General features: G+C 62.4%; 19 protein-coding genes. 10 read left to right on the top strand and 9 right to left on the bottom strand.

Annotation, left to right across the window (positions count from 1 at the left end; all coding sequences use genetic code 11):
• Positions 1 to 42: 42 nt before the first annotated feature.
• Positions 43 to 1,086 (top strand): aldo/keto reductase, encoded by a 1,044-nt coding sequence (locus AC3CB8_RS17665; RefSeq protein WP_023783042.1) that lies wholly within the window; start codon positions 43 to 45, stop codon positions 1,084 to 1,086.
• Between the two features lie 24 nt (positions 1,087 to 1,110).
• On the opposite strand, the gene AC3CB8_RS17660 is transcribed toward AC3CB8_RS17665, so the two are convergent.
• Together AC3CB8_RS17660 and AC3CB8_RS17655 are read right to left on the bottom strand one after the other, a co-directional pair.
• On the bottom strand, positions 1,111 to 2,082 hold the full coding sequence (locus AC3CB8_RS17660; RefSeq protein ID WP_352563081.1) for a glycosyl transferase family 90: 972 nt from the start codon (positions 2,080 to 2,082) through the stop codon (positions 1,111 to 1,113).
• Positions 2,083 to 2,221: 139 nt separating this feature from the next.
• Positions 2,222 to 3,193, bottom strand: a complete 972-nt coding sequence (locus tag AC3CB8_RS17655; protein WP_023783040.1) for a glycosyl transferase family 90 — start codon at positions 3,191 to 3,193, stop codon at positions 2,222 to 2,224.
• Positions 3,194 to 3,389: 196 nt separating this feature from the next.
• On the opposite strand from AC3CB8_RS17655, the gene AC3CB8_RS17650 reads away from it, so the two are divergent.
• On the top strand, positions 3,390 to 3,536 hold the full coding sequence (locus AC3CB8_RS17650) for a hypothetical protein (protein WP_015318263.1): 147 nt from the start codon (positions 3,390 to 3,392) through the stop codon (positions 3,534 to 3,536).
• A 67-nt stretch (positions 3,537 to 3,603) separates the two neighbouring features.
• On the opposite strand, the gene AC3CB8_RS17645 is transcribed toward AC3CB8_RS17650, so the two are convergent.
• Both AC3CB8_RS17645 and AC3CB8_RS17640 read right to left on the bottom strand, forming a co-directional pair.
• Positions 3,604 to 3,837 (bottom strand): DUF982 domain-containing protein, encoded by a 234-nt coding sequence (locus AC3CB8_RS17645; protein ID WP_245262889.1) that lies wholly within the window; start codon positions 3,835 to 3,837, stop codon positions 3,604 to 3,606.
• Positions 3,838 to 3,967: 130 nt separating this feature from the next.
• Positions 3,968 to 4,633, bottom strand: a complete 666-nt coding sequence (locus AC3CB8_RS17640; RefSeq protein ID WP_488377330.1) for a GntR family transcriptional regulator — start codon at positions 4,631 to 4,633, stop codon at positions 3,968 to 3,970.
• Positions 4,634 to 4,748: 115 nt separating this feature from the next.
• On the opposite strand from AC3CB8_RS17640, the gene AC3CB8_RS17635 reads away from it, so the two are divergent.
• Both AC3CB8_RS17635 and AC3CB8_RS17630 read left to right on the top strand, forming a co-directional pair.
• Positions 4,749 to 6,002 carry an MFS transporter gene (locus AC3CB8_RS17635; protein ID WP_352563080.1) on the top strand — a complete coding sequence of 418 codons (1,254 nt, stop codon included), beginning with the start codon at positions 4,749 to 4,751 and terminating at the stop codon, positions 6,000 to 6,002.
• Positions 6,003 to 6,034: 32 nt separating this feature from the next.
• Complete coding sequence (locus AC3CB8_RS17630; protein WP_352563079.1) at positions 6,035 to 6,397, top strand: DUF423 domain-containing protein; 363 nt, start codon at positions 6,035 to 6,037, stop codon at positions 6,395 to 6,397.
• Between the two features lie 15 nt (positions 6,398 to 6,412).
• Here AC3CB8_RS17630 and AC3CB8_RS17625 read toward each other — a convergent pair whose 3' ends face one another.
• Complete coding sequence (locus AC3CB8_RS17625; RefSeq protein WP_023773287.1) at positions 6,413 to 6,562, bottom strand: hypothetical protein; 150 nt, start codon at positions 6,560 to 6,562, stop codon at positions 6,413 to 6,415.
• A gap of 366 nt (positions 6,563 to 6,928) precedes the next feature.
• Here AC3CB8_RS17625 and AC3CB8_RS17620 point away from each other — a divergent pair, with 366 nt between their 5' ends.
• On the top strand, positions 6,929 to 8,005 hold the full coding sequence (locus tag AC3CB8_RS17620) for a substrate-binding domain-containing protein (RefSeq protein ID WP_352563078.1): 1,077 nt from the start codon (positions 6,929 to 6,931) through the stop codon (positions 8,003 to 8,005).
• Between the two features lie 5 nt (positions 8,006 to 8,010).
• On the opposite strand, the gene AC3CB8_RS17615 is transcribed toward AC3CB8_RS17620, so the two are convergent.
• Positions 8,011 to 9,207, bottom strand: coding sequence for an OpgC family protein (locus AC3CB8_RS17615; RefSeq protein WP_023773290.1), 1,197 nt, complete (start codon positions 9,205 to 9,207; stop codon positions 8,011 to 8,013).
• A gap of 201 nt (positions 9,208 to 9,408) precedes the next feature.
• On the opposite strand from AC3CB8_RS17615, the gene AC3CB8_RS17610 reads away from it, so the two are divergent.
• Positions 9,409 to 10,077 carry an alpha/beta hydrolase gene (locus AC3CB8_RS17610; protein ID WP_023795595.1) on the top strand — a complete coding sequence of 223 codons (669 nt, stop codon included), beginning with the start codon at positions 9,409 to 9,411 and terminating at the stop codon, positions 10,075 to 10,077.
• Positions 10,078 to 10,424: 347 nt separating this feature from the next.
• Here the strand turns inward: AC3CB8_RS17610 and sthA are convergent, their stop codons facing one another.
• The gene (sthA, locus tag AC3CB8_RS17605; protein WP_352563077.1) at positions 10,425 to 11,813 is read right to left on the bottom strand and encodes a Si-specific NAD(P)(+) transhydrogenase; all 1,389 of its coding nucleotides are present in this window, start codon (positions 11,811 to 11,813) and stop codon (positions 10,425 to 10,427) included.
• Between the two features lie 204 nt (positions 11,814 to 12,017).
• On the opposite strand from sthA, the gene AC3CB8_RS17600 reads away from it, so the two are divergent.
• The 3 genes from AC3CB8_RS17600 to AC3CB8_RS17590 all read left to right on the top strand — a co-directional run bounded on the left by AC3CB8_RS17600 (position 12,018) and on the right by AC3CB8_RS17590 (position 14,415).
• Positions 12,018 to 12,488 carry an RDD family protein gene (locus AC3CB8_RS17600; protein WP_023773294.1) on the top strand — a complete coding sequence of 157 codons (471 nt, stop codon included), beginning with the start codon at positions 12,018 to 12,020 and terminating at the stop codon, positions 12,486 to 12,488.
• Positions 12,489 to 12,628: 140 nt separating this feature from the next.
• Positions 12,629 to 13,387, top strand: coding sequence for an arginyltransferase (locus AC3CB8_RS17595; protein ID WP_023795592.1), 759 nt, complete (start codon positions 12,629 to 12,631; stop codon positions 13,385 to 13,387).
• Between the two features lie 131 nt (positions 13,388 to 13,518).
• Complete coding sequence (locus AC3CB8_RS17590) at positions 13,519 to 14,415, top strand: DMT family transporter (protein ID WP_352563076.1); 897 nt, start codon at positions 13,519 to 13,521, stop codon at positions 14,413 to 14,415.
• A gap of 9 nt (positions 14,416 to 14,424) precedes the next feature.
• Here AC3CB8_RS17590 and AC3CB8_RS17585 read toward each other — a convergent pair whose 3' ends face one another.
• Together AC3CB8_RS17585 and parC are read right to left on the bottom strand one after the other, a co-directional pair.
• Positions 14,425 to 15,633, bottom strand: a complete 1,209-nt coding sequence (locus AC3CB8_RS17585) for an AI-2E family transporter (protein WP_023773297.1) — start codon at positions 15,631 to 15,633, stop codon at positions 14,425 to 14,427.
• Between the two features lie 260 nt (positions 15,634 to 15,893).
• Positions 15,894 to 18,146 (bottom strand): DNA topoisomerase IV subunit A, encoded by a 2,253-nt coding sequence (gene parC / locus AC3CB8_RS17580; protein ID WP_023773298.1) that lies wholly within the window; start codon positions 18,144 to 18,146, stop codon positions 15,894 to 15,896.
• A 331-nt stretch (positions 18,147 to 18,477) separates the two neighbouring features.
• Here parC and AC3CB8_RS17575 point away from each other — a divergent pair, with 331 nt between their 5' ends.
• Entirely contained in the window at positions 18,478 to 19,668 is a 1,191-nt protein-coding gene (locus tag AC3CB8_RS17575; RefSeq protein WP_023795590.1) for a hypothetical protein, read from the top strand.
• The last annotated feature ends 164 nt before the right edge of the window (positions 19,669 to 19,832 follow it).

Here is a 19,832-nt window from a genome sequence, read left to right as displayed (position 1 = left end):
GCCTTGGCGGCACGCCTCTTCAACAAATCGTGAGGATCTGACATGGAATACCGCACCCTTGGCCGTTCCGGCCTGAAGGTTTCGACACTGACGCTTGGCACCATGACATTCGGCGGCGCGGGGCCCTTCGCGGCGGTCGGCAACAGCGATCTCGCCGAAGCCAAGCGGATGATGGACATGTGCATCGATGCCGGCATCAACCTCATCGACACCGCCAACGTCTATTCCAACGGCCTCTCCGAAGAGATCATTGGCGAAGCGCTCGGCGGCAAGCGCAAGAACGATGTGCTGATCGCGTCAAAGGCGCGGATGCGGATCGGCAAGGGCCCGAACGACGAGGGCCTGTCGCGCCACCATCTGATCCGTGAATGCGAGAGCAGTCTGAAGCGCTTGAAGACCGATGTCATCGACATCTATTTCGTCCACCAATGGGACGGCCTCACCCCACTCGAGGAGACCGTTGCCGCGCTCGACAGTTTGGTCAGCCAGGGCAAGGTGCGCTACATCGGCTGCTCCAACTATTCCGGCTGGCAGGTGATGAAGGCGCTTTCCATCAGCGACAGCCGTCACCAGCAACGCTTCGTCACCCAGCAGATCCACTATACGCTGGAAGCACGCGAGGCCGAGTACGAGCTCTTGCCGATCTCGGTCGATCAGGGGCTGGGCGTTCTGGTCTGGAGCCCGCTCGCCGGCGGCCTGCTGTCGGGCAAATACCGCCGTGACAGCCCGACCGCTCGCCAGCTTGCCGGCTGGTCCGAGCCGCCGATCCGCGACGAGGACCGGCTGTGGCGGATTGTCGATGTGCTGGTCGACATCGGCAAGGATCGTGGCGTCTCGGCGGCGCAGGTGGCGCTCGCCTGGCTGCTCGGTCGCCCTGCCGTCTCCTCGCTGGTGATCGGCGCCCGCAATGACGTTCAGCTCAAGGACAACCTTGCGGCGGCGGCCCTGAAGCTCGGCACCGAAGAACGCCAGCGCCTCGACGCGGTCAGCCGGCCGCCCCTGCTCTACCCCTACTGGCACCAGCAACTAACAGCGAAGGATCGCTTCGGCCCCGCCGATCTGGTTCTCGACCGCAGCGATATCTGATCGGCATCAGGCCGAGAGCAAGAGCTAGCCGCCGATAAACCGCCAGAGTTCGGGATCGGGTTCGATCTGGCCGCCGAGCACGAAATATTTGTAGAGGACGAGCAAGGAGATCGAATGCTCGTCCCGTTCATTTGAGAATTTGCGGCAATAGGCATTGGCTGCGGCTATGATGCGCTCCGCCGCGGCCGGGTGCGCTTCGAAATAGCGCACTTTTGCGCCGAGATCGGCAAAATCGGGGTCGAGCGGCGCATAGTGGACACCGGCCTCGAGCTGGCTCTCGCCGAACCATGTTTCGTAGGTCGGCGGCGGCATCAGACAGAGCGAGTTGGAATTCATGATCCATTTGAGGTTGGTCGCCACGTCATTGCCCTCCAGCGAGACGATGTAGCGATAGCGCAGGTGCTGGCTGATGCTGAGGAAGGGCTTGCTGTACTTAGCCGGTGCGCTGCGCTTGTGCGAACCGGCATCGCAGAACGGCAGGTCGCGCGCGACATCCAGGAACCGTGTTCTGATCGGATTGTTGAGGTCGCCGCGCCAGACCACGGCAGGGCGCTTGTCGGCGAAGGCGACGGTATCGACGGGCATGTGGAAGTGGCGGAATTTGTTGAACTTCATGACGACGGCATTGCTGTTGTCGGCGCGGATCGGCCGGTCCTTGACGAGGGTCGGCAGCTTGGGCACGCCGATGACATCGCCGAACTTCAGGTCGATGAGCAATGATGGATCGAAATAGCGGGCAAATTCCTTCAGGTCGTAATAGTACATGCTCGGTTCAAACGGTATCTTGTCGATGCGCACCGCATCCGGGCCTGGCGTAAAAGCGTCCTGCAGCTTGTTGTAGTGATTCAGACGCCGGCGCACGGCCTCGTCCGAGAGTCTGGCCTGCTGCAGGCGGCTGGCCAATCGCCGCCGGAAGATCGCCTGCGGCGCGATATCGCGCATGACGTTCCGCGCATAGTAGAAGACCTTTGCCGTCGTTCGTTGGAGGGTGGCCATGGGTTCTTTTGATCAAAGATAAACGCGTTCAAACAAATGACGGTCGGGATGGTTCCCGCAGCATGATTGCCGTATCATCCAGCCACGCATTCCGATAGCACCCCAATGCATGGCTAGCTGCCTCGACCGAGCGCCGCAACTAGCCCGTTATGTAGCGCCACACCTCGGCATCCGGTTTGATCTGGCCCGACAGAACGAAGTATTTGTAGAGCACCAGCAGGGAGATCGCCTGCTCGGTCTGTTCGTCGTCGAATGTCCGGCAATAGGCGTTCGCGGCCGCGATGATGCGCTCCGCCTCCGCCGGTTTCCGCTCGAAATAGGCGACGTGGTCCTCAAGGTTCGAGAAATCCGCCGCGAGCGGCACATAGTGGACGTTGGCTTCGAGCTGCCGCTCCGCAAACCATGTCTCATAGGTCGGCGGCGGCATCATGCAGAGCGACTTCGAATTCATGATCCATTTGAGATTGGTCGCCACGTCGTTGCCCTCGAGCGAGACGATGTAGCGATAGCGCTGGTGCTGGCTGATGCTGAGAAAAGGCCTGGCGTATTCGGGCGGTGCGTTCGGCTTGTGCGAACCGGCATCGCAGAACGGCAAGTCGTGCACGGCGTTCAGAAATCTTGTCCTGATCGGATTGTTGAGATCACCACGCCAGACAACGGACGGCAGCTTGTCGGCGAACGAGATGGCGTCAGCCGGCATCTGGAAATGACGAAACTTGTCCAGTTTCATGATGATCGCGTTCTTGTCGTCAGCACAGATTGGCCGGTCCTTAACGATCGAAGGCACCTTAGGGACATTCCTGACGTCGCCGAATTCCAGGTCGATGAGCAGGCCGGGATCGAAGTAGCGGGCGAATTCCTTCAGGTCGTAATAGTACATGGTTGGCGTGAAGGGCAGTTTTCCGATGCGCACGGCATGGGCGCTTGGCGCGAAACCATCCTGCAACTTGTTGTAGTAATTCAGCCTGCGGCGTGCCGCCTCACCGGAAAGCCTGGCCTTTTCGAGACGGCCAGCCAGCCTGGCACGAAACAGCGCTTGCGGAGCGATATCGCGCGCGACGTTTCTCGAATAATAGAAAACTCTTGCTGCGGTCCGTGAAATTGTGGCCATCGGTCACTTGATCAAAACAAACGGGCTTCTCAATTCATTGGCGCCCGCATGTCCTACATCATTGTGGCGCCGATCTGGCAAGTGCCCGCATCTCTTGGATGCCAGCAGCCACGCATTGTCGCTTCGGCTGTTGTGTTTGACGGCTAATGCTCCTAGGCAGGCTCAGGGCCGCAAGGCAGTCACAAAAGGAGCCGACATGGCGCGAGCACCAAACTACGATCAGGAACGCAAGGAGCGCGACCGCCAGAAAGCGGCCAAGAAGGCTGAAAAGCTGGCGGCCAAGGTTGCCGCGCGCGAACGTACGAAGCCGGAAACCGAGACTGAGACCGAAACGAAGGATTAACGGCATCCGGCCCGCTAATGCGGGCCGAGCCTCAATCCAAATTGTCAGCCCAAACCGCGAGCTAATATCAGGCTGGCGCCTTGTCGCTGATGAAGACATCCACTTCCCGCGCCGCGGCGATGAAAGCGCGCCTGGCATTCATCGCCGGCTTGTCGCCGGCGAGCGCGTCGTGACAGGCCTGCAGCGCCGCACGATGCTTGGGGCTGCGCTTGCCGGGCCAGTTGTTGAGGAGGTAATCGGAAGCCTCCCTTGCCGAACGCAAGAGTTGAGTGCTTCCCGCCGTGACGGATTTGACGGTCACGGGTGTTTCAAACCGGTTGTTTTCCATCGCCGCTCTTACGCCATCGGCTTCCTTGAAGCGAGGCCGAAAGTGCGCTTCACGTCAGACCCGTCTGTTTTTCCGGCCAGTGTGCCGCAGCGCATGGACCGCACTAAGCGGCGACAACGGCAAATCCCCTGGCGCGAAGGCCACGTCGGTCGTTCGCAAGCGACCTCACCAGCCGGTCACGGCTGCCGACGATGTGGGCCGACAGCAGCCGCGCGGCTTCATCGGCCTGACCGAGGCGTGTCGCGGCAAGGATGGCGCGATGTTCGACCCAGGCACGGCCAAGGGCCGTTTCGTCACGCACTTCCAGCCAGCGGGCGCGTGACAGGCGCGTCATCGCGTCACGAACCGCCCGGAACAGGAATTCGTTGCCGGAGAGCCGCGCCAGCTCGATGTGAAAATCCATGCCGACACGGTGCCACTCCTCGCGCGGCGTATCTTCGTCGCAGGAATTGAGCATCGCCTCGATGACATCGATGGCGCTCTTGTCGGCTTGCCCGCACGTCAGCCGCAATGCCGCGATCTCGACCGCCTCGCGATAGACCGCGACCTGCTCGAGTTCGGCCAGGTTGATGGGCGAAACGGTCCAGCCGCGCCCGTCCCTGCCGACCAGCCCCTCGGTTTCCAGCCGCAGCAGCGCCGCCCTGACAGGTGTGCGCGAGGCGCCGAATTGGCTTTCGATCCAGCGCTCGGTCAGTCGCTCTCCCGGCCCGATCTCGAGCGCCAGGATCATCTCGCGAAGCTGCCGTTCGACATTCTGCATCTGCGACATCGCGCGTCCTTTCCGAAGCCGCATTGACAGCGGCCGGCGTGAAGTTCATGACGGAGACCAGTTTGGTATCCCAAAATGGTATCTGCAACAAGCGCTGATACCGGGCAGGCAGGGCATGACGCAGGAAGACACGCAGCAAAGCGGCTACAACTTCCACTGGCGGCGCAATCTCGCCGTCTGTTTCGCGGGCTCGTTCAGCACGCTCATCGCCATGACCCTGCTGCTGCCATTCCTGCCGCTTTATGTCGAACAACTCGGCGCACAGGGCCACGCGGCAATCGTGCAGTGGTCCGGCATCGCGTATGGCGCCACCTTCTTCGCCGCGGCCACAGTCGCGCCGGTATGGGGGCGCCTGGGCGACCGCTACGGGCGCAAGGTGATGCTGGTGCGCGCCTCCTTCGGCATGGCGATCTGCATGTCGCTGACGGGCATGGTCGAGACGGTCTGGCAACTGGTTCTGTTGCGCCTGCTGATCGGCTTCGCGGGCGGCTATTCCTCCGGTTCAACCATACTGGTGGCCATGCAGACGCCGAAGGAGCGTTCCGGCTGGGCGCTTGGTGTGCTGTCGGCGGGCATTACAGCGGGCTCGCTGGTCGGTCCCCTGTTGGGCGGCGTGCTGCCGCCGGTGATCGGCATTCGCGCCACCTTCCTCTTGTCAGGCGGCGTGATCTTCCTCGCCTTCCTGGCAACGACCTTCCTCATCAAGGAGAGTCCGCGCCTGAAGCCAGCCAAACCCGCGTCGGCGGCAAAGCCGAAAAGCGGCTGGTCGCAGATCCCGGACAAGCGCCCGGTCGTGGCCATGCTGACCACCGGTATGCTGCTCGCCTTCGCCACAATGTCGATCGAGCCGATCATCACCGTCTATGTGCAACAGCTCGTCGAGGACCAGAGCAGGGTGACGCTCGTCGCCGGCGTTGTGATGTCGGCCGCCGCGCTGGGCACGATCCTCTCGGCGTCCTGGCTCGGCAAGCTCGCGGACCGGATCGGGCACTGGAACGTTGTCGTGGGAGCGCTGGCCGTTTCGGCGCTGCTGCTTATCCCGCAGGCTTTTGTCACCAACAGCTTACAGCTCATCGGCCTGCGTTTCCTGATGGGCCTGGCGCTGGGCGGGCTCCTGCCCTGCATCACCAGTGTCATCAGGCACAACATCCCCGACGGCGTTGGCGGCAACGTGCTTGGCCTGGCGATCTCGGCGCAGTATGTCGGACAGGTCGCGGGGCCGTTGGCCGGCGGTTTTGTGGGCGGCCATTTCGCCATGCCGGCGGTGTTTCTCGGCACGTCGGTGCTGATGGCGCTCGGGGCCGCCTACAACTGGATCGTCCAGTCGCGGCGGACGCGGCATATGGCGCTGGAAGCGCGCAAGCCCTGACGCTTGCTGAAGAAAGAAGGAGCACGCCGGCCATGAACCGCGATCCAAACGGCAGTCGCCTTCTCGTGCTTGCCGGCGGCCTCGTCGGCGCGGCGGGGGTGGCGCTTTCGGCGGCCGCCGCCCACCGCGGCGGCGCCCTCACCGGCACCGCCGCGTCGTTCCTGCTGATGCATGCGCCGGTCTTCCTCGCCATCGGCGTTATAGGCACAAACCGCTGGCTGCGCATCGCAAGCCTCGTTCTGCTCGCCGGACTGCTCCTCTTCGCGGGCGATCTTCTCGCCCGCGATTTCTGGGGCTCAAGGCTGTTTCCGATGTCGGCGCCGATCGGCGGCACCCTGCTCATCGCAGGCTGGCTGGCGATAGCGATCTCGGCCGTGGCATGTCCACGGCCCTGAAATGATCGCTTGAGGTCAGTCCCGGCGGCGTGCCGGGCGACCCCAAAGGGCACGGCCGTCAACAGCAGGTTTCAGCCGGCGTCGCGCTTCCGGTCGCTCGATGGCCGGTCCGATGCCCCAGTAGTTGCGGTAGATATCTTCGAACAGATGCTTGATGGGATGCATAGCTCATCCTCCCTGTCTTGAATCGATCCAATCGTCGGGCACGAAAAGAGCCGGTTGATCAGCTCCGCCTGCGCAGCACCAAGAAGCGAAGATCGCGAATCCATGGGCCCGTCTCACCACGATGCTTGGCCTTGTTGGTGGCTGACCCGATATTCCAGTCGTTGCGATAGATGTCGGCGAACAGGTAGTTAACGGGATGCACGGCGCTCCTCCCTCTTGGCTATTCAGCAGACCCAAGCCGCCACTTGGATCGATTCAAATATAAGATTGAAACCAGCGCAGGTCAAGCAAAAATTGAATCGATCCAACGAAAATACTAGATGCGGCGGAAGAACGTGCTACATGGATGTCAGGAGGCACGCACAAATGGCGTCACTCACCGCAGGCAATCGACGACCCGTACGGCTGGCCGACATCGCCAAGGCCGCCGGTGTTTCGCACGGCACCGCGTCCAATGTATTCAGCCGCCCCGAGATCGTGCGCGAGGAAGTCCGCGAACGGGTTCGCGCCGCGGCCGAGGCCATGGGTTATGGCGGGCCCGATCCAAAGGGCAGGCTGCTCCGGGCCGGCAAGGTCAACGCCATTGGCGTGGCGACCGCCGAGCCCCTCTCCTATTTCTTCGACGATCCGTTTGCGCGGGTCATGATGGCGGGCATCTCGCAAGCTTGCGATGCGACCGGAGCTGGCATTTCCCTGGTCTCGGCCGCCAATAACGAGCAGCTTGCCTGGAACATCCAGAGTGCGCTGGTCGACGGCTTCATCGTCTTTTGCATCGAAGGTGGCTCGCGCCTGGTGGAGTTGGCACGTGAGCGCAAGCTGCCCTTCGTCGCGCTCGACCTCGACTCCGAGGACGGCTCGGTCGCCGCGATCGGTGTCGACAATATCGCCGGCGCCGGCGTGGCGGCCCGCCATCTCACGGATCTCGGCCATCGCCGCTTCGCCGTCATGGCCCTGCCCTTCGCCGACAACAGGACGGGCCTTGTTTCGGCCGAACAGGTTCGGGCGGCGACCTATGCAGGGACGCGCGACCGCCTCACCGGGTATTTCCGGGAGCTTTCGCGGGTTGGCGTCGATATATCCAAAGTGCCTGTCTACGAGACCGCCAACGACGTGGCGAGCACGAAGGCGGGGCTCGAGATCATCTTCGCCTCCGACACGCCGCCCACCGCCATCCTGGCCATGTCGGACAGAATAGCCCTGGTGGCGCTCGATTGGCTGAGCGCACGCGGGCTGAGCGTGCCTGACGACGTTTCCATCGTCGGGTTCGACGGTGTTCCGGAAGCAGCGGTATCCGAGCCGCCATTGACCACGATCGCCCAGCCGATTGCCGAGATGGGCCGCCTTGCCGTCAGGGCGATCCTGGAAAGCAACGGGCCGGTCAGCCGGCATCAACTGCCGGCAGAACTGATCGTGCGAGCCTCGTCGGCTTCGCCACGCGACTGAACCGCCTACCGATTGGCTCTTGCCATGGCAGTCCCCAAAGGCGCACGAACCGGCGCGGGAACCGTTTGAGCCGTGCGGGCCTTGCCCGAACCGCCGATGGTCGACAGCCATTCGAGATAGAAGGCGAGCGCGAACTGCATGGCAATGCCGGCCGATATCAGCAGGCTGTCATAGACGAGCCCGCCCGGATTGATCAGCTTCACCACCTGCGCGACCATGGCTATCACCGTGCCGGCGATGAAGACCGGCAGCGATCTTTTGCCCAGTATGGCCAGCGGATGGTCGGGGCTGGTGCGGAACAGGTTTGACAGCGTCGGCAGGGCGACGACGAGGTAGCTGACCGCCAGGATGTGCAACAGCCGCGGCAACGACAGGAAGGTCTTGTCGAAGCCGCCGATCACCACCGGCAGGTTGAACCACGTTATCTGTCCCCAGAGCGGGCTATGCACCCACACCAGCGCGGCCAGCACATACACCGCCGCCGCGCCGACCAGCCAACGGTTGACCGGAATGACGCCGCCGCGCCTGACATGCAGCATGGCGGCAAGGCCGATGTTGAACAGGAACTGCCAGGACAGCGGGTTGAGGAACCAGAAACCCGGCTCCGGATAATTGGGCGGGGCGATCTCCCAAATTCCGGCAACCAGCCACAGCGTGCCGGACGCGACAAGCGCCGCGACGGGCCTGGAGCTGACGAACAGGACGAAGGCCGGCGCCATCAAAAGCAGCGCTGCATAGACCGGCAGGATGTTGTTATAGCCGAGCTGGTGGCCGAGCGTGACGATGCCGATCAGCACCTGCGGCGTGTTCTTCATCAAGGGCTCGATGTTGATGAGCGTCAGCAGTTCCGGCCGCCTGGCAAACACCGCCACGGCGCAGAACAGGGCCATCACCACCATTGTCGTGACGATATGGGCGACGTAGAGCACGCCCGCCCGCCGCCACATTTTCAAGGTCGCCAGAAGCCGGCCGCCAGGCCGGAACTTGGTGCCGTAGGCGAGCGCGACCGAAATGCCTGATATCAGCACGAACGCCTCGGCCGCATCCGAAAAACCGAAATTCTTGTACGTCAGCGTCTCGAAAGCGGTACCCGGCACATGGTCGACGAAGATGGTGAGCAGTGCCAGCGCGCGCAGTACATCGATACGCGTGTCGCGGACCAAGATGCGCAAATCGCGATCTGGCGAAACAGGGGTAGTCATCGACAAAAGGCCTCAAAGCTGGTTGTTCATGTCCAGCAATGCGACCCCCGACGCACCGCTTCGATTCCTCCCACAAGGAGTGTATCGGCGCAGAAACGGGCCGGAATGAGCCTGGTTCAATCAACTTTCGCGGAGCATGAAAATATTGCGTTTTGAAGCCGGCAAATTGAGTAAAGCCTTATATAATCAACGGGATGCATTATGACTGGCGCCAGTGGCGAAAATGGCCCTCTGATGCTGGATCTAACGTTTCCCTATCGGCTCCTCGGTGCCGGCAAAAACGGCCGTGCATGCCTGTTCCTGCTGCATGGATCGGGTGTCGACGAGACAAGCATGGTGCCGCTGGCGAGGCGCATCGCGCCCGATGCCGCCCTGATCGCGGTACGCGGCCGTATCCCCCAGGAAGACGGTTTTCGCTGGTTCGAGCGAATCACGCCGACGCGCTTCGACCAGCAAAGCATCCGTGTCGAAACCGCTGCCTTCGTGGAATTCGCAAGCGAAGTCGCCACCCGCCATGGGCTTGATCTCGCTCACGCGACATTCCTTGGCTATTCGAATGGCGCTAATCTGGTTTCGAGCCTGATGCTGCTCCATCCCGGCATTGTCCGAAGCGCGGCGCTGCTGAGGCCAATGCCGGTGCTCGACAAGGTGCCTTCAACGGACCTCATGGGCACACGGACGCTGATCATTGCCGGGGCGGAGGACGAGACCTACGGGCCTTTCGCGCCGCCCCTGGTGACATTGCTCAGCCGGCACGGTACCGAGATCGCCGCCCGGATCGTTCCATTAGGCCATGAAATCGGCGACCCGGACGCAGTGATCGTCGAGCGTTGGCTGGCGGAATCGGCGGCGGCGGCGCAGGGAGGCTGACCGCCTTTGCGGACCGCTCACTGCCCAATCAGCGTTCGGCCACCATTCGAGCTTTGCCCCGGCGATCAGCAGGGCAAGCCCGCTTTCAAACAGCGCCTCGTGTCCGCCGGCACTGTAGTGCACCAAGGCTTCGCGCAAAAGCGGATGATCATGCGCCGCCGCATCCAGTGCTTCGCCACGCCCCGGACCTGACGGATATTCGGCTTGCTCGTGACGCAGCCGACTGTGTAGCGGCCGACCGTCATCAGCAATTCCATGGCTGCCCGCCAGAAATTCCAGCAGCCGCTCGAAGTGGCAACAGAATGAAGGGGAGTGTACGGCTTCCCCGAACTTGCATCAGACAGTGCCTATCCCCGCCCCATCCTGTTCCAGGCGTCGAGGCCGGCGATCTTGTAGGCCTCGGCCAGGGTTGGATAGTTGAAGGTGTTGTTGACGAAGAAGTCGACCGTGCCGCCGAGATTGATCACCGCCTGGCCGATATGAATGAGTTCTGTGGCGCCCTCGCCGACAATGTGCGCGCCGAGCAGGCGCCGCGTCTCGATGGAGAACAACAGCTTCAGGAAGCCGGTGTCGACGCCCATGATGTGGCCGCGCGACGTCTCACGGAAGCGCGCGACGCCAACCTCATAGGCGCCGCCGCTTTGGCGCACCTGCTCCTCGGACTGGCCGACCGTCGAGATCTCCGGCACCGCATAGATGCCGTACGGGAAGGTCTCCGGCGGTGGCGGAAGCGACACGCCAAAGGCATGGCATGCTGCCACCCTGCCCTGCTCCATCGAGGTGGAGGCGAGGCTCGGAAAGCCGATGACATCGCCGGCGGCATAAATATTCGGCACGCTGGTCTGAAACGTCCGCGGATCGACCTTGATGCGGCCCCGCGAGTCGGCTTCGATACCAATCAGGTCGAGGCCGAGGCTGCCGATATTGCCGGTGCGGCCGGCGGCGTAAAGCACGACCTCGGAGCGGATAGTGCGGCCATCGGCCAGTTCCACTTCGGCGGCATCCGGCTTGGAGCGGATTTCCTTGACCGCGCTGCCCAGTCTTATCGTCATGCCGCGGTCGCGCATCTGGTGGATGAAATCGTCGACGATCTCCCGGTCGACGAAATCGAGGATGGAGTTGCGCGGCTCGACCAGCGTCACCGGTACGTCGAGCGCGGAAAAGATCGTGGCGTATTCGACGCCGATCACCCCGGCGCCGATCACCGTCAGCGTGCGTGGCAGGCGGTCGAGTTCAAGCATTTCGTCGCTGTCGAAGACCCGGGTCTTGTCGAAGGGCACGTCGGCCGGCCGATGCGGCCTGGTGCCGACGGCGATCAGTGCATTGGCGAAACCGACTTCGCTGTAGTCGCCACTGTCCGACGTCAGGCTGACCTTGTTGGGGCCGAGAAATTTCACCGCCGCGCGCGCGCTTTTGACCTTGTTGCGCATGAACTGGTGCTGCAGCACCTCGACCTCGTGATCGAGCGTCTTGTGCAGACGCTCGATCAGGTCGCCGACGGAGATATCCTGCTTGACCCGATAGCCGCGTCCATAGAAGCCGCGCTCGCGCCAGCCGGAGAGATTGAGCACCGTTTCGCGCAACGTTTTCGAGGGGATGGTGCCGGTGTGCACCGAGACGCCGCCAAGACGCCGGCCCCGATCGACCACCAGCACCGATTTGCCGAGTTTGGCCGATTGCACGGCGGCGCGGCGGCCGGAAGGGCCGCTGCCGATGACCAGCATGTCGTAGTCCATATTGCCCCGTCCCCTCGGCGTCTTGTTGCGCCGCAGCAAACTAACGCCATCCGTGCTACAAATTCAACCGCTTCGGACCCTCACGCCGTCGTGTGCCGCTTGGCGCCGCGACGAAACGGTCCGATCTTGATTCCACCATGAGCCTTCACCATTTCTGGTGCGGTGGGGCTCAGGCTAAGCAGGCCCCTGTTACCAGGAGATGACATGAACGCTCGCGTTTTCGACGGCGAAATCATCAACACCCGGCTCGACGATGCCAGGGCTTATGAAGGCGTGCGCACAAGGCGGATCCTGGCCTTCGTGCTCGACTATCTCATCGTCGGCCTGCTGACTATTCCGTTCGCCATCCTGGTGTTCTTCCTCGGGCTTTTGACCCTCGGCCTGGGCTGGATGCTGTTCGGCGTCCTGGTGCCGGCGGTCGCCATCCTCTACATCTGGAACACGTTGGGCAGCGCCGACCAGGCCACCACGGGTATGAAGATGATGGGCATCCGCCTTGACCGTCTCGACGGCACCCGCATCGACGGGCTGACCGCGGTGGTCCACTCAGTACTGTTTTGGGCCGGCAACGTCATCCTGTCGCCGCTGGTCCTGCTGGTGACCCTGTTCTCGGATCGCAAGCGCACGCTGCACGATCTTTTGCTCGGCACTGTCGTCAGCCGCACCGGCCGCTGATATCGCTCTCAAGCAGAGCCGCAGCCCCCCTTGAGCGCAAATGTGAAGGTGTTGAGTTGCCCGCACCTTCACAATCCTGTTGAATTTTTCGCCGCCGGAGCCAAAGGTAGAGAGATTCGAAGGAGTGTTTCCAAGGCTCGATGACGCAGCACCCGACCCAGTCGCCGCAGTTCTTCCTGACCGCGCCGTCGCCGTGCCCTTATCTCGATGGCCAATTCGAGCGCAAGGTGTTCACGCATCTGGTCGGCGACAAGGCCTCGGAGATGAATGACCTGCTCACGCAAGGCGGCTTCCGGCGCTCGCAGAACATCGCCTACAGGCCAGCCTGCGAGACCTGCCGCGCCTGTGTGTCGGTGCGTATCCTGGCCCATGAGTTTACCCCCAGCCGCAACATGAAGCGCGTGCTGCAGCACAATTCCGACCTCGTCGGCGCCATGCACAATGCCGAGCCCTCGACCGAACAGTATTCGTTGTTTCGCGGCTATCTCGATGCCCGCCACCGCCGCGGCGGCATGTCCGACATGACGGTGCTCGACTACGCCATGATGGTCGAGGATACCCATGTCGACACCAAGGTGATCGAATACCGGCGGCGCGGACCCGACACCTTCATCACCGGCAAAGGCCAGGGTGAACTCATCGCGGTGGCGCTCACCGACAAGATGGCCGATGGCCTGTCGATGGTCTATTCCTATTTCAATCCGGATTTCGAAAGCCGCTCGCTCGGCACGTTCATGATCCTCGACCATATCGCCCGTGCCAAGGCGATGGGGCTGCCCCATGTCTACCTTGGCTACTGGGTCAATGGTTCGCGCAAGATGAATTATAAGATGCGCTTCATGCCGCAGGAGCATCTCGGCCCAAAAGGCTGGGAGCGCTATACCAACGAAGCGGTCTGATGCCGAGTTTTCCCCCGATCCACGCTTAAACTGTTTCAAGGCAGGGGATGCTGGTCTTTCAGCCGCTCGGCTGGAGAGAGTGCGCGCTTGCGCCGATCGGCCGCCTGCAATGCAATTGCGAAAGTTCCTGCATGTCCTCTCACCATGATCACCAGAAGGGCCTTCTGATAACCGCCATCGGCGGACTGATACTGACCGTCGACATACCGTTGATCCGCCTTGCGGATGGCGGCGCGTGGACCATCCTTTTGCTGCGAACCGGAACCACCTTCATCGCCGCGATGATCATCTGGTCGGTCTGGCGCGCGCTGAGCCGGAATGTCCCGCCGCTTATCCCCGGCTGGTCTGGGCTGATCGTGGCGATATGCTATGGGCTGACCTCGATCACCTTCGTTACCGCGGTCTTCCACACCTCGACCGCCGACCTGGTGTTCATCCTAGCCTTCAACACCGTATTCGCCGCACTCTTGTCCTGGATATTCCTACGGGAAAGGCCGGGGGCGGTGACGATCGCGGCCATGCTGGTCATGATCCTCGGCGTGCTGGTCATCGTCGGCGGTTCGGTTGGCAGCGGCAAGCTGTTCGGTGATTTCATGGCACTGTGCTCGGCATTCTTCATCGCGGTGGCCATCACCATCTCGCGAGCCAGCGGCAAGGATATGGGATTCACCTCGCTGATCGGCGTCCTTCTGCCGCTTGGGCTGGCAGCCTTCATGGTGAGCGGCGAAGGCTTTCACGTGAACGCGCCATGGTGGATCATCTTCAACGGCGCCGTCATCATGCCGATCTCGTTCTTCTGCCTCGCCGCTGGGCCGAAATACATTTCTGGACCGGAAGTGGCGATGTTCTACCTGCTCGAAACCGTGCTGGCGCCGATCTGGGTGTGGATGATCTTTGCCGAGACGCCGACCCGCAACAGCCTGATCGGCGGCGGCATCCTGATCGTCACGCTGGTCGCCCATTCGCTCTGGCAGTTGCATGATGGGCGCAAACGCCGCGGCGACCTCGCGGTGCACCATCCGGCTTAGAGGTCGAGATCAGGCGCTGGCTTTCTTGACCACGCTGGGCTCGGGCAAGACCTCGATTTGTGGACCGGCTTCGATTTCATTCGGCGGCACGATCTCGTCGGCCAGTTCCACCTCGCGCAGCCACTCGCGCCAGATCGCGACCAGCAGCGCCATCAGCACCGGGCCGATGAACAGGCCGAGAAACCCCATGGTCTTGACGCCGCCGATCAGGCCGAAAAAGGTCGGCAGGAAGGGCAGTTTTATCGGGCCGCCGACGAGCTTGGGGCGCAACGTCTTGTCGACGATGAACAACTCGACCGTTCCCCAGATGAACAGCGCCAGGCCGGCCATCGGCGAGCCGCTGGCGGCGAGATAGATCGAGACCAGTGTGAAGGACAATGGCGCACCGCCGGGGATGAGCGCCATCACGCCGGTCAGCGCGCCGAGCGTCACCGGCGACGGCACACCAGCCAGCCAGTACGCGATGCCCAGCACCAGTCCCTCGCCGATGGCGATTACAGTCATGCCGGTCACGGTCGAGGAAATGGTCGCCGGCACGACGCGCGAGATCCGCTCCCAGCGGGTGGGCAGAATGCGCTCGCCGAGGCGATCGATCTGGCCGGCGAAATTCTCGCCGTCGCGATAGGCGAAAAACAGGGCGATCATCATGAACAGCAGCGTTAGAAAGAGGCTGAAAGCGCTGCCGCCGGCGGCGAGCGCGCCTCGGTAAATGCTCCCTATATTGGCGCCGCTGACTAGCTGGATCAGTTCGCCGATCCCGCCGGGATGGCCGAGATTGGTCGTCCACTGCTCGTTCAGCCATTCACCCACCACAGGCAGGGTGGCGATCCAGTGCGGCGTCACCGCACCGTGGCGGTTGGTCTCTATCGCCCAGCCGACCCATTCGCGCACCTCGTTGATGGCATAGGTGCCAGCAAGCGCGATCGGTATGACCAGGAAGGCGAGGATGAACAGGATGGCAAATGTGGCGGCGATGGTTCGATTGCCGCCAACGCCGACCAGCAGTCGTCGGTAAAGCGGCCAGCTGGCAAAGGCGATGACGAGGGCAGCCAGCACCGGGAACAGGAAGCCGTGGAAGAAATAGACGCCGGCGGCAACGATCAGCACCAGCAGCCAGCGCGCCGCCGACAGCGGCGGTATGACGGCCGAACGGAGCGGTGTGGACAGCCCGAAGAGGCGCTGCTGCCGTTCCGGTTTCTGGATCTTTGCTTCCTTCAAACGCCCTGCTCTCCCCGGCTCATCCGGTCAGTTATGCACCGATATAGTGCAGCAATCGTGACGATAGTCCAAATGTGATGGTGGAGCTGCCAATCTCCCCCCTCGTGGGGAATGTCCGGCAGGACAGAGGGGGGCGCGACCTCTGATCTGATCTTAGGGACCGAGAATTGCGAGAGGCGTAGCTTGCTTGATGCGCCGGCGGGATAGCGCGCCCCTCTGGCCTGCCGGCCACCTTCCCCCACGAGGGGGATCGGCAGCTTCTACCCGAACTTCCCGGTCCTGGGGAATCCCTTGGGCACCATCCGTCCCGCCGACGCCCGGGCGCCGATCCATTCGGCCAATTCCTCGCGCGACCGGGTGAAGGTACGGTCGGCCGAATCCTGCCAGGAGAGACCTGTCTCAAGTGTAAAAGGCTTGAGATCGAGCAGGCCGCCGTCCTTGTATTTCTGCAGCCGCACGCCCTTGCCGCGACCCATCTCCGGAATTTCCGAGAGCGCGAACACCAGCATCTTGCGGTTCTCGCCGACGATGGCCAGGTGATTGCCGGTGACCGGCACGCAGCGCTTGGCCTCGTCCGGCGCCTTGACGTTCATCACCTGCTTGCCCTTGCGGGTGTTGGCGACCACCTCTTCCTCCGGAACGATGAAGCCGTTGGCGTCGAAAGAGGCGAGCAGCAGCTTGCGCTTGGGATCGTGAACGAAGGCGGTGACGATGTCCTGGTCATTGTCCATGTCGACGATGATGCGGATCGGCTCGCCATGGCCGCGGCCGCCCGGCAGCCGATCGGCGCCGATCGTGTAAAACTTGCCGCCGGTGGTAAAGACCAGAACCTTGTCTGTCGTCTGAGCATGGAAGGCGAGCTTGAGGCTGTCGCCCTCCTTGAAGGTCAGCGTCGAAAAATCGGCCAGATGGCCCTTCATCGCCCGCAGCCAGCCTTTTTCCGAAACCACCACGGTGACCGGCTCGCGCTCGATCATGGCGTGCGCGATATCGGTCAGGTCGTGCTCGGGCGCGTCGGCGAACTGCGTGCGGCGCTTGCCAATCTCGGTCTCCGGACCGAACTTGTCGCGAACCTGAGTGACTTCCCACTTGATGGTCGACCATTGCTTGGCATCGGACGCCAGCAGTGCCTCGATCTGCTTCTTCTCGGCGGTCAGGCCGTCGAATTCCTTGCGGATCTCGAATTCCTCCAGCTTGCGCAAGGCGCGCAGCCGCATGTTGAGGATCGCTTCGGCCTGGGTGTCGGTGAGCGACCAGCGGGCCATCATGACCTGCTTGGGCTCATCCTCCTCGCGGATGATCCTGATCACCTCGTCGATGTTGAGATAGGCGATCAGGTAGCCGGCAAGGATTTCCAGCCGCCTCTCGATCTCGCCGAGGCGAAATTTCGAGCGACGGATGAGGACGTCGCGGCGGTGGTCCAGCCATTCCTGCAGCACGCCCTTCAGCGACAGCACGTTGGGCACCTTGCCTCGCGACAGCACGTTCATGTTGAGGGGGAAACGGCTTTCGAGCTCGGTCAGCTTGAACAGCGATTCCATCAGGATGCCTGGGTCGACCGAACGGCTCTTCGGCACCAGGACGACGCGGATGTCCTCGGCGCTTTCGTCCCTGATATCCTCGAGCAGCGGCAGCTTGCGGGCCATCAACAGCTCGGCGATCTTCTCGATCAGCCGCGCCTTCTGCACCCCATAGGGAATTTCGGTGACGACAATGCTCCAGGTGCCCCTGCCCTGGTCTTCCTGGTTCCATTTCGACCGCACGCGGAACCCGCCGCGGCCGGTCTCATAGGCTTCGAGGATCGAGGCACGGCTGTCGACGATGATGCCGCCGGTCGGAAAATCCGGGCCCTGGACGAAATCCATCAGCTTCGCCACCGGCGCATCGCGATGCTCGATCAGATGCAGCGCCGCGTCGCAGAGCTCGGCGGCATTGTGCGGCGGGATCGAGGTGGCCATGCCAACCGCGATGCCGGACGAGCCGTTGGCCAAGAGATTGGGGAAGGCACCGGGGAGCACGACCGGCTCCTCGTCTTCTTCATTGTAGGTCGGCCGATAGTCGACCGCGTCTTCGGTGATGCCGGCAAGCAGGTCAGTCGCCACGTCGGTCATGCGCGCTTCGGTGTAGCGCATGGCGGCGGCGTTATCGCCGTCGATGTTGCCGAAATTGCCCTGGCCGTCGACCAGGGGATATCGCATCGAAAAATCCTGCGCCAGCCGCACCAGCGCATCATAGATCGACTGGTCGCCATGCGGGTGGAACTTGCCCATCACCTCGCCGACGATACGAGCGCATTTGGCGAACCCCTGGTCCGGGTTGAGGCGCAGCAGGCGCATGGCGTGCATGATGCGGCGATGGACCGGCTTCAGTCCGTCGCGCACATCCGGGAGCGCCCGGTGCATGATGGTCGACAACGCATAGGCGAGATAGCGCTCTTCCAGCGCCTTCTTCAGGTCGACTGGTTCGATATGATCGCCACCGCCATTGTCAGGCGGCAAAAGCCTTTTTCCCATGGGCTGGACCTAGCCGAGCGGGTGATTCGCGGCAAGAGGCGCGCACCGGACCAGTCGATTTGCGCGCAGTTCTGCAACAGAAAACCGCAAGGTCGAGCCTGCCGGCCAACATCAATCTGTTACATGCCGCATCTATTGCGAAGCACGCTGGCGGCCCGACCTTCATGCCAAATTCACTGCGTTCTCCAATAGCGTTCGGATCGGGTTTGCCTTTCAGCGCGATTTTCGACCATTGTGCCGAGACACGCCTTTTTCCCGTCCAGTTCGTCACGGAATGGTGATGGCGCAAAGAATTGAAAAATAATTTCAGGACACTCTCAGGGACCTTGCGATGACAATCAACCGCTCAACTCTCCGGAAATTCGCACTTTCGACCTTCTTGCTCACGCTGCCGCTGAATGCGGCCCTTGCCCAGGACGCGGCGGTCGCGGACCGGCTGAAGGCAGCACTCTCCGCACAGGGCGTCGACATCTCCTGGACCGGCGTGACCGGCGACAACACCAGCATGGTGCTGCAGGGCGTGTCGGTGAAACCGGCCGCGGAAAAGGAAGCGCTGACGATCGGCGATGTCAAGCTCGAGAACATCACCGAGGCCAATGGCGGCTATGATATCGGCACCGTGTCGACCTCGGCCTTCGAACACAGCAAGGACGGCGTCACCCTCGATCTCAGCCCCTTCGTTATCCACGACATGACGGTGCCGGCCGACGGCTCCACCAGCCCGCTTGGCTCGCTGATGATGTACAAATCCGCTGAACTCTCGAACATGACGGTCAAGGTCGCCGACAAGACCGCCTTTTCGATGGATGGGCTCGCCATCCAGATCACGCCGCCCGCCGACGGCAAGGCGATGGAATTCACCGCCAACACGGAGAAGTTCACGGCCGATCTGTCGCTGGTCGAGGATCCCAAATCCAAGGAGGTCATCAACGCGCTCGGCTACCAGAACATCTCGGGCAATCTTGAAATGGCCGGCACCTGGCAGCCGTCGGACGGCAAGATGGAACTGTCGAAATACGACATCTCCGTCGAGAATGCCGGCACGCTCGGCATGACGTTCGACCTCGGCGGCTACACGATCGACTTCATCAAGTCGCTGCAGGAAATGCAGAAGAAGATGGCCGCACAGCCGGAAGGCGCCGACAATTCGGCGCAAGGCATGGCCATGCTCGGCCTGTTGCAGCAGCTTTCGTTCAACAGCGCATCGATCCGCTTCGACGACGATTCGCTGACCGGCAAGGTGCTGGACTATGTCGGCAAGCAGCAGGGCATGTCAGCCAAGGACATCGCCAATCAGGCCAAGGCAATCGTGCCGTTCGGCATGTCGCAGCTCAACAATCCCGAGCTGACGGCTCAGGTTACGGCGGCTGTCAGCAAATATCTCGACGATCCGAAGAGCCTCGAAATCTCGGCCGAGCCGCCGGCATCGGTGCCGTTCGCACTGATCATGGCGGGTGCCATGTCCAATCCGCTCGACCTGCCGAAGACGCTCGGCGTCAGCGTCAAGGCGAACGAGGACTGATCGAAGACAACTCCCTTCTCCCCGTCCCTATACGGGGAGAAGGTGCCGGCAGGCGGATGAGGGGCAGCGCTGACGCCTGCAAGTTTGAAATTGAATGCCGAACCGCCTGCCTGTCAGAAGGCGTCAGTTGTCGCGGCTGGTCGCCAAACGCCTGCATCCGCGCT

The organism is Mesorhizobium sp. P160927, assembly GCF_057766385.1.
Note: the sequence above shows the minus strand (reverse complement) of the source record. Positions and strands in the feature narration are given on the sequence as shown.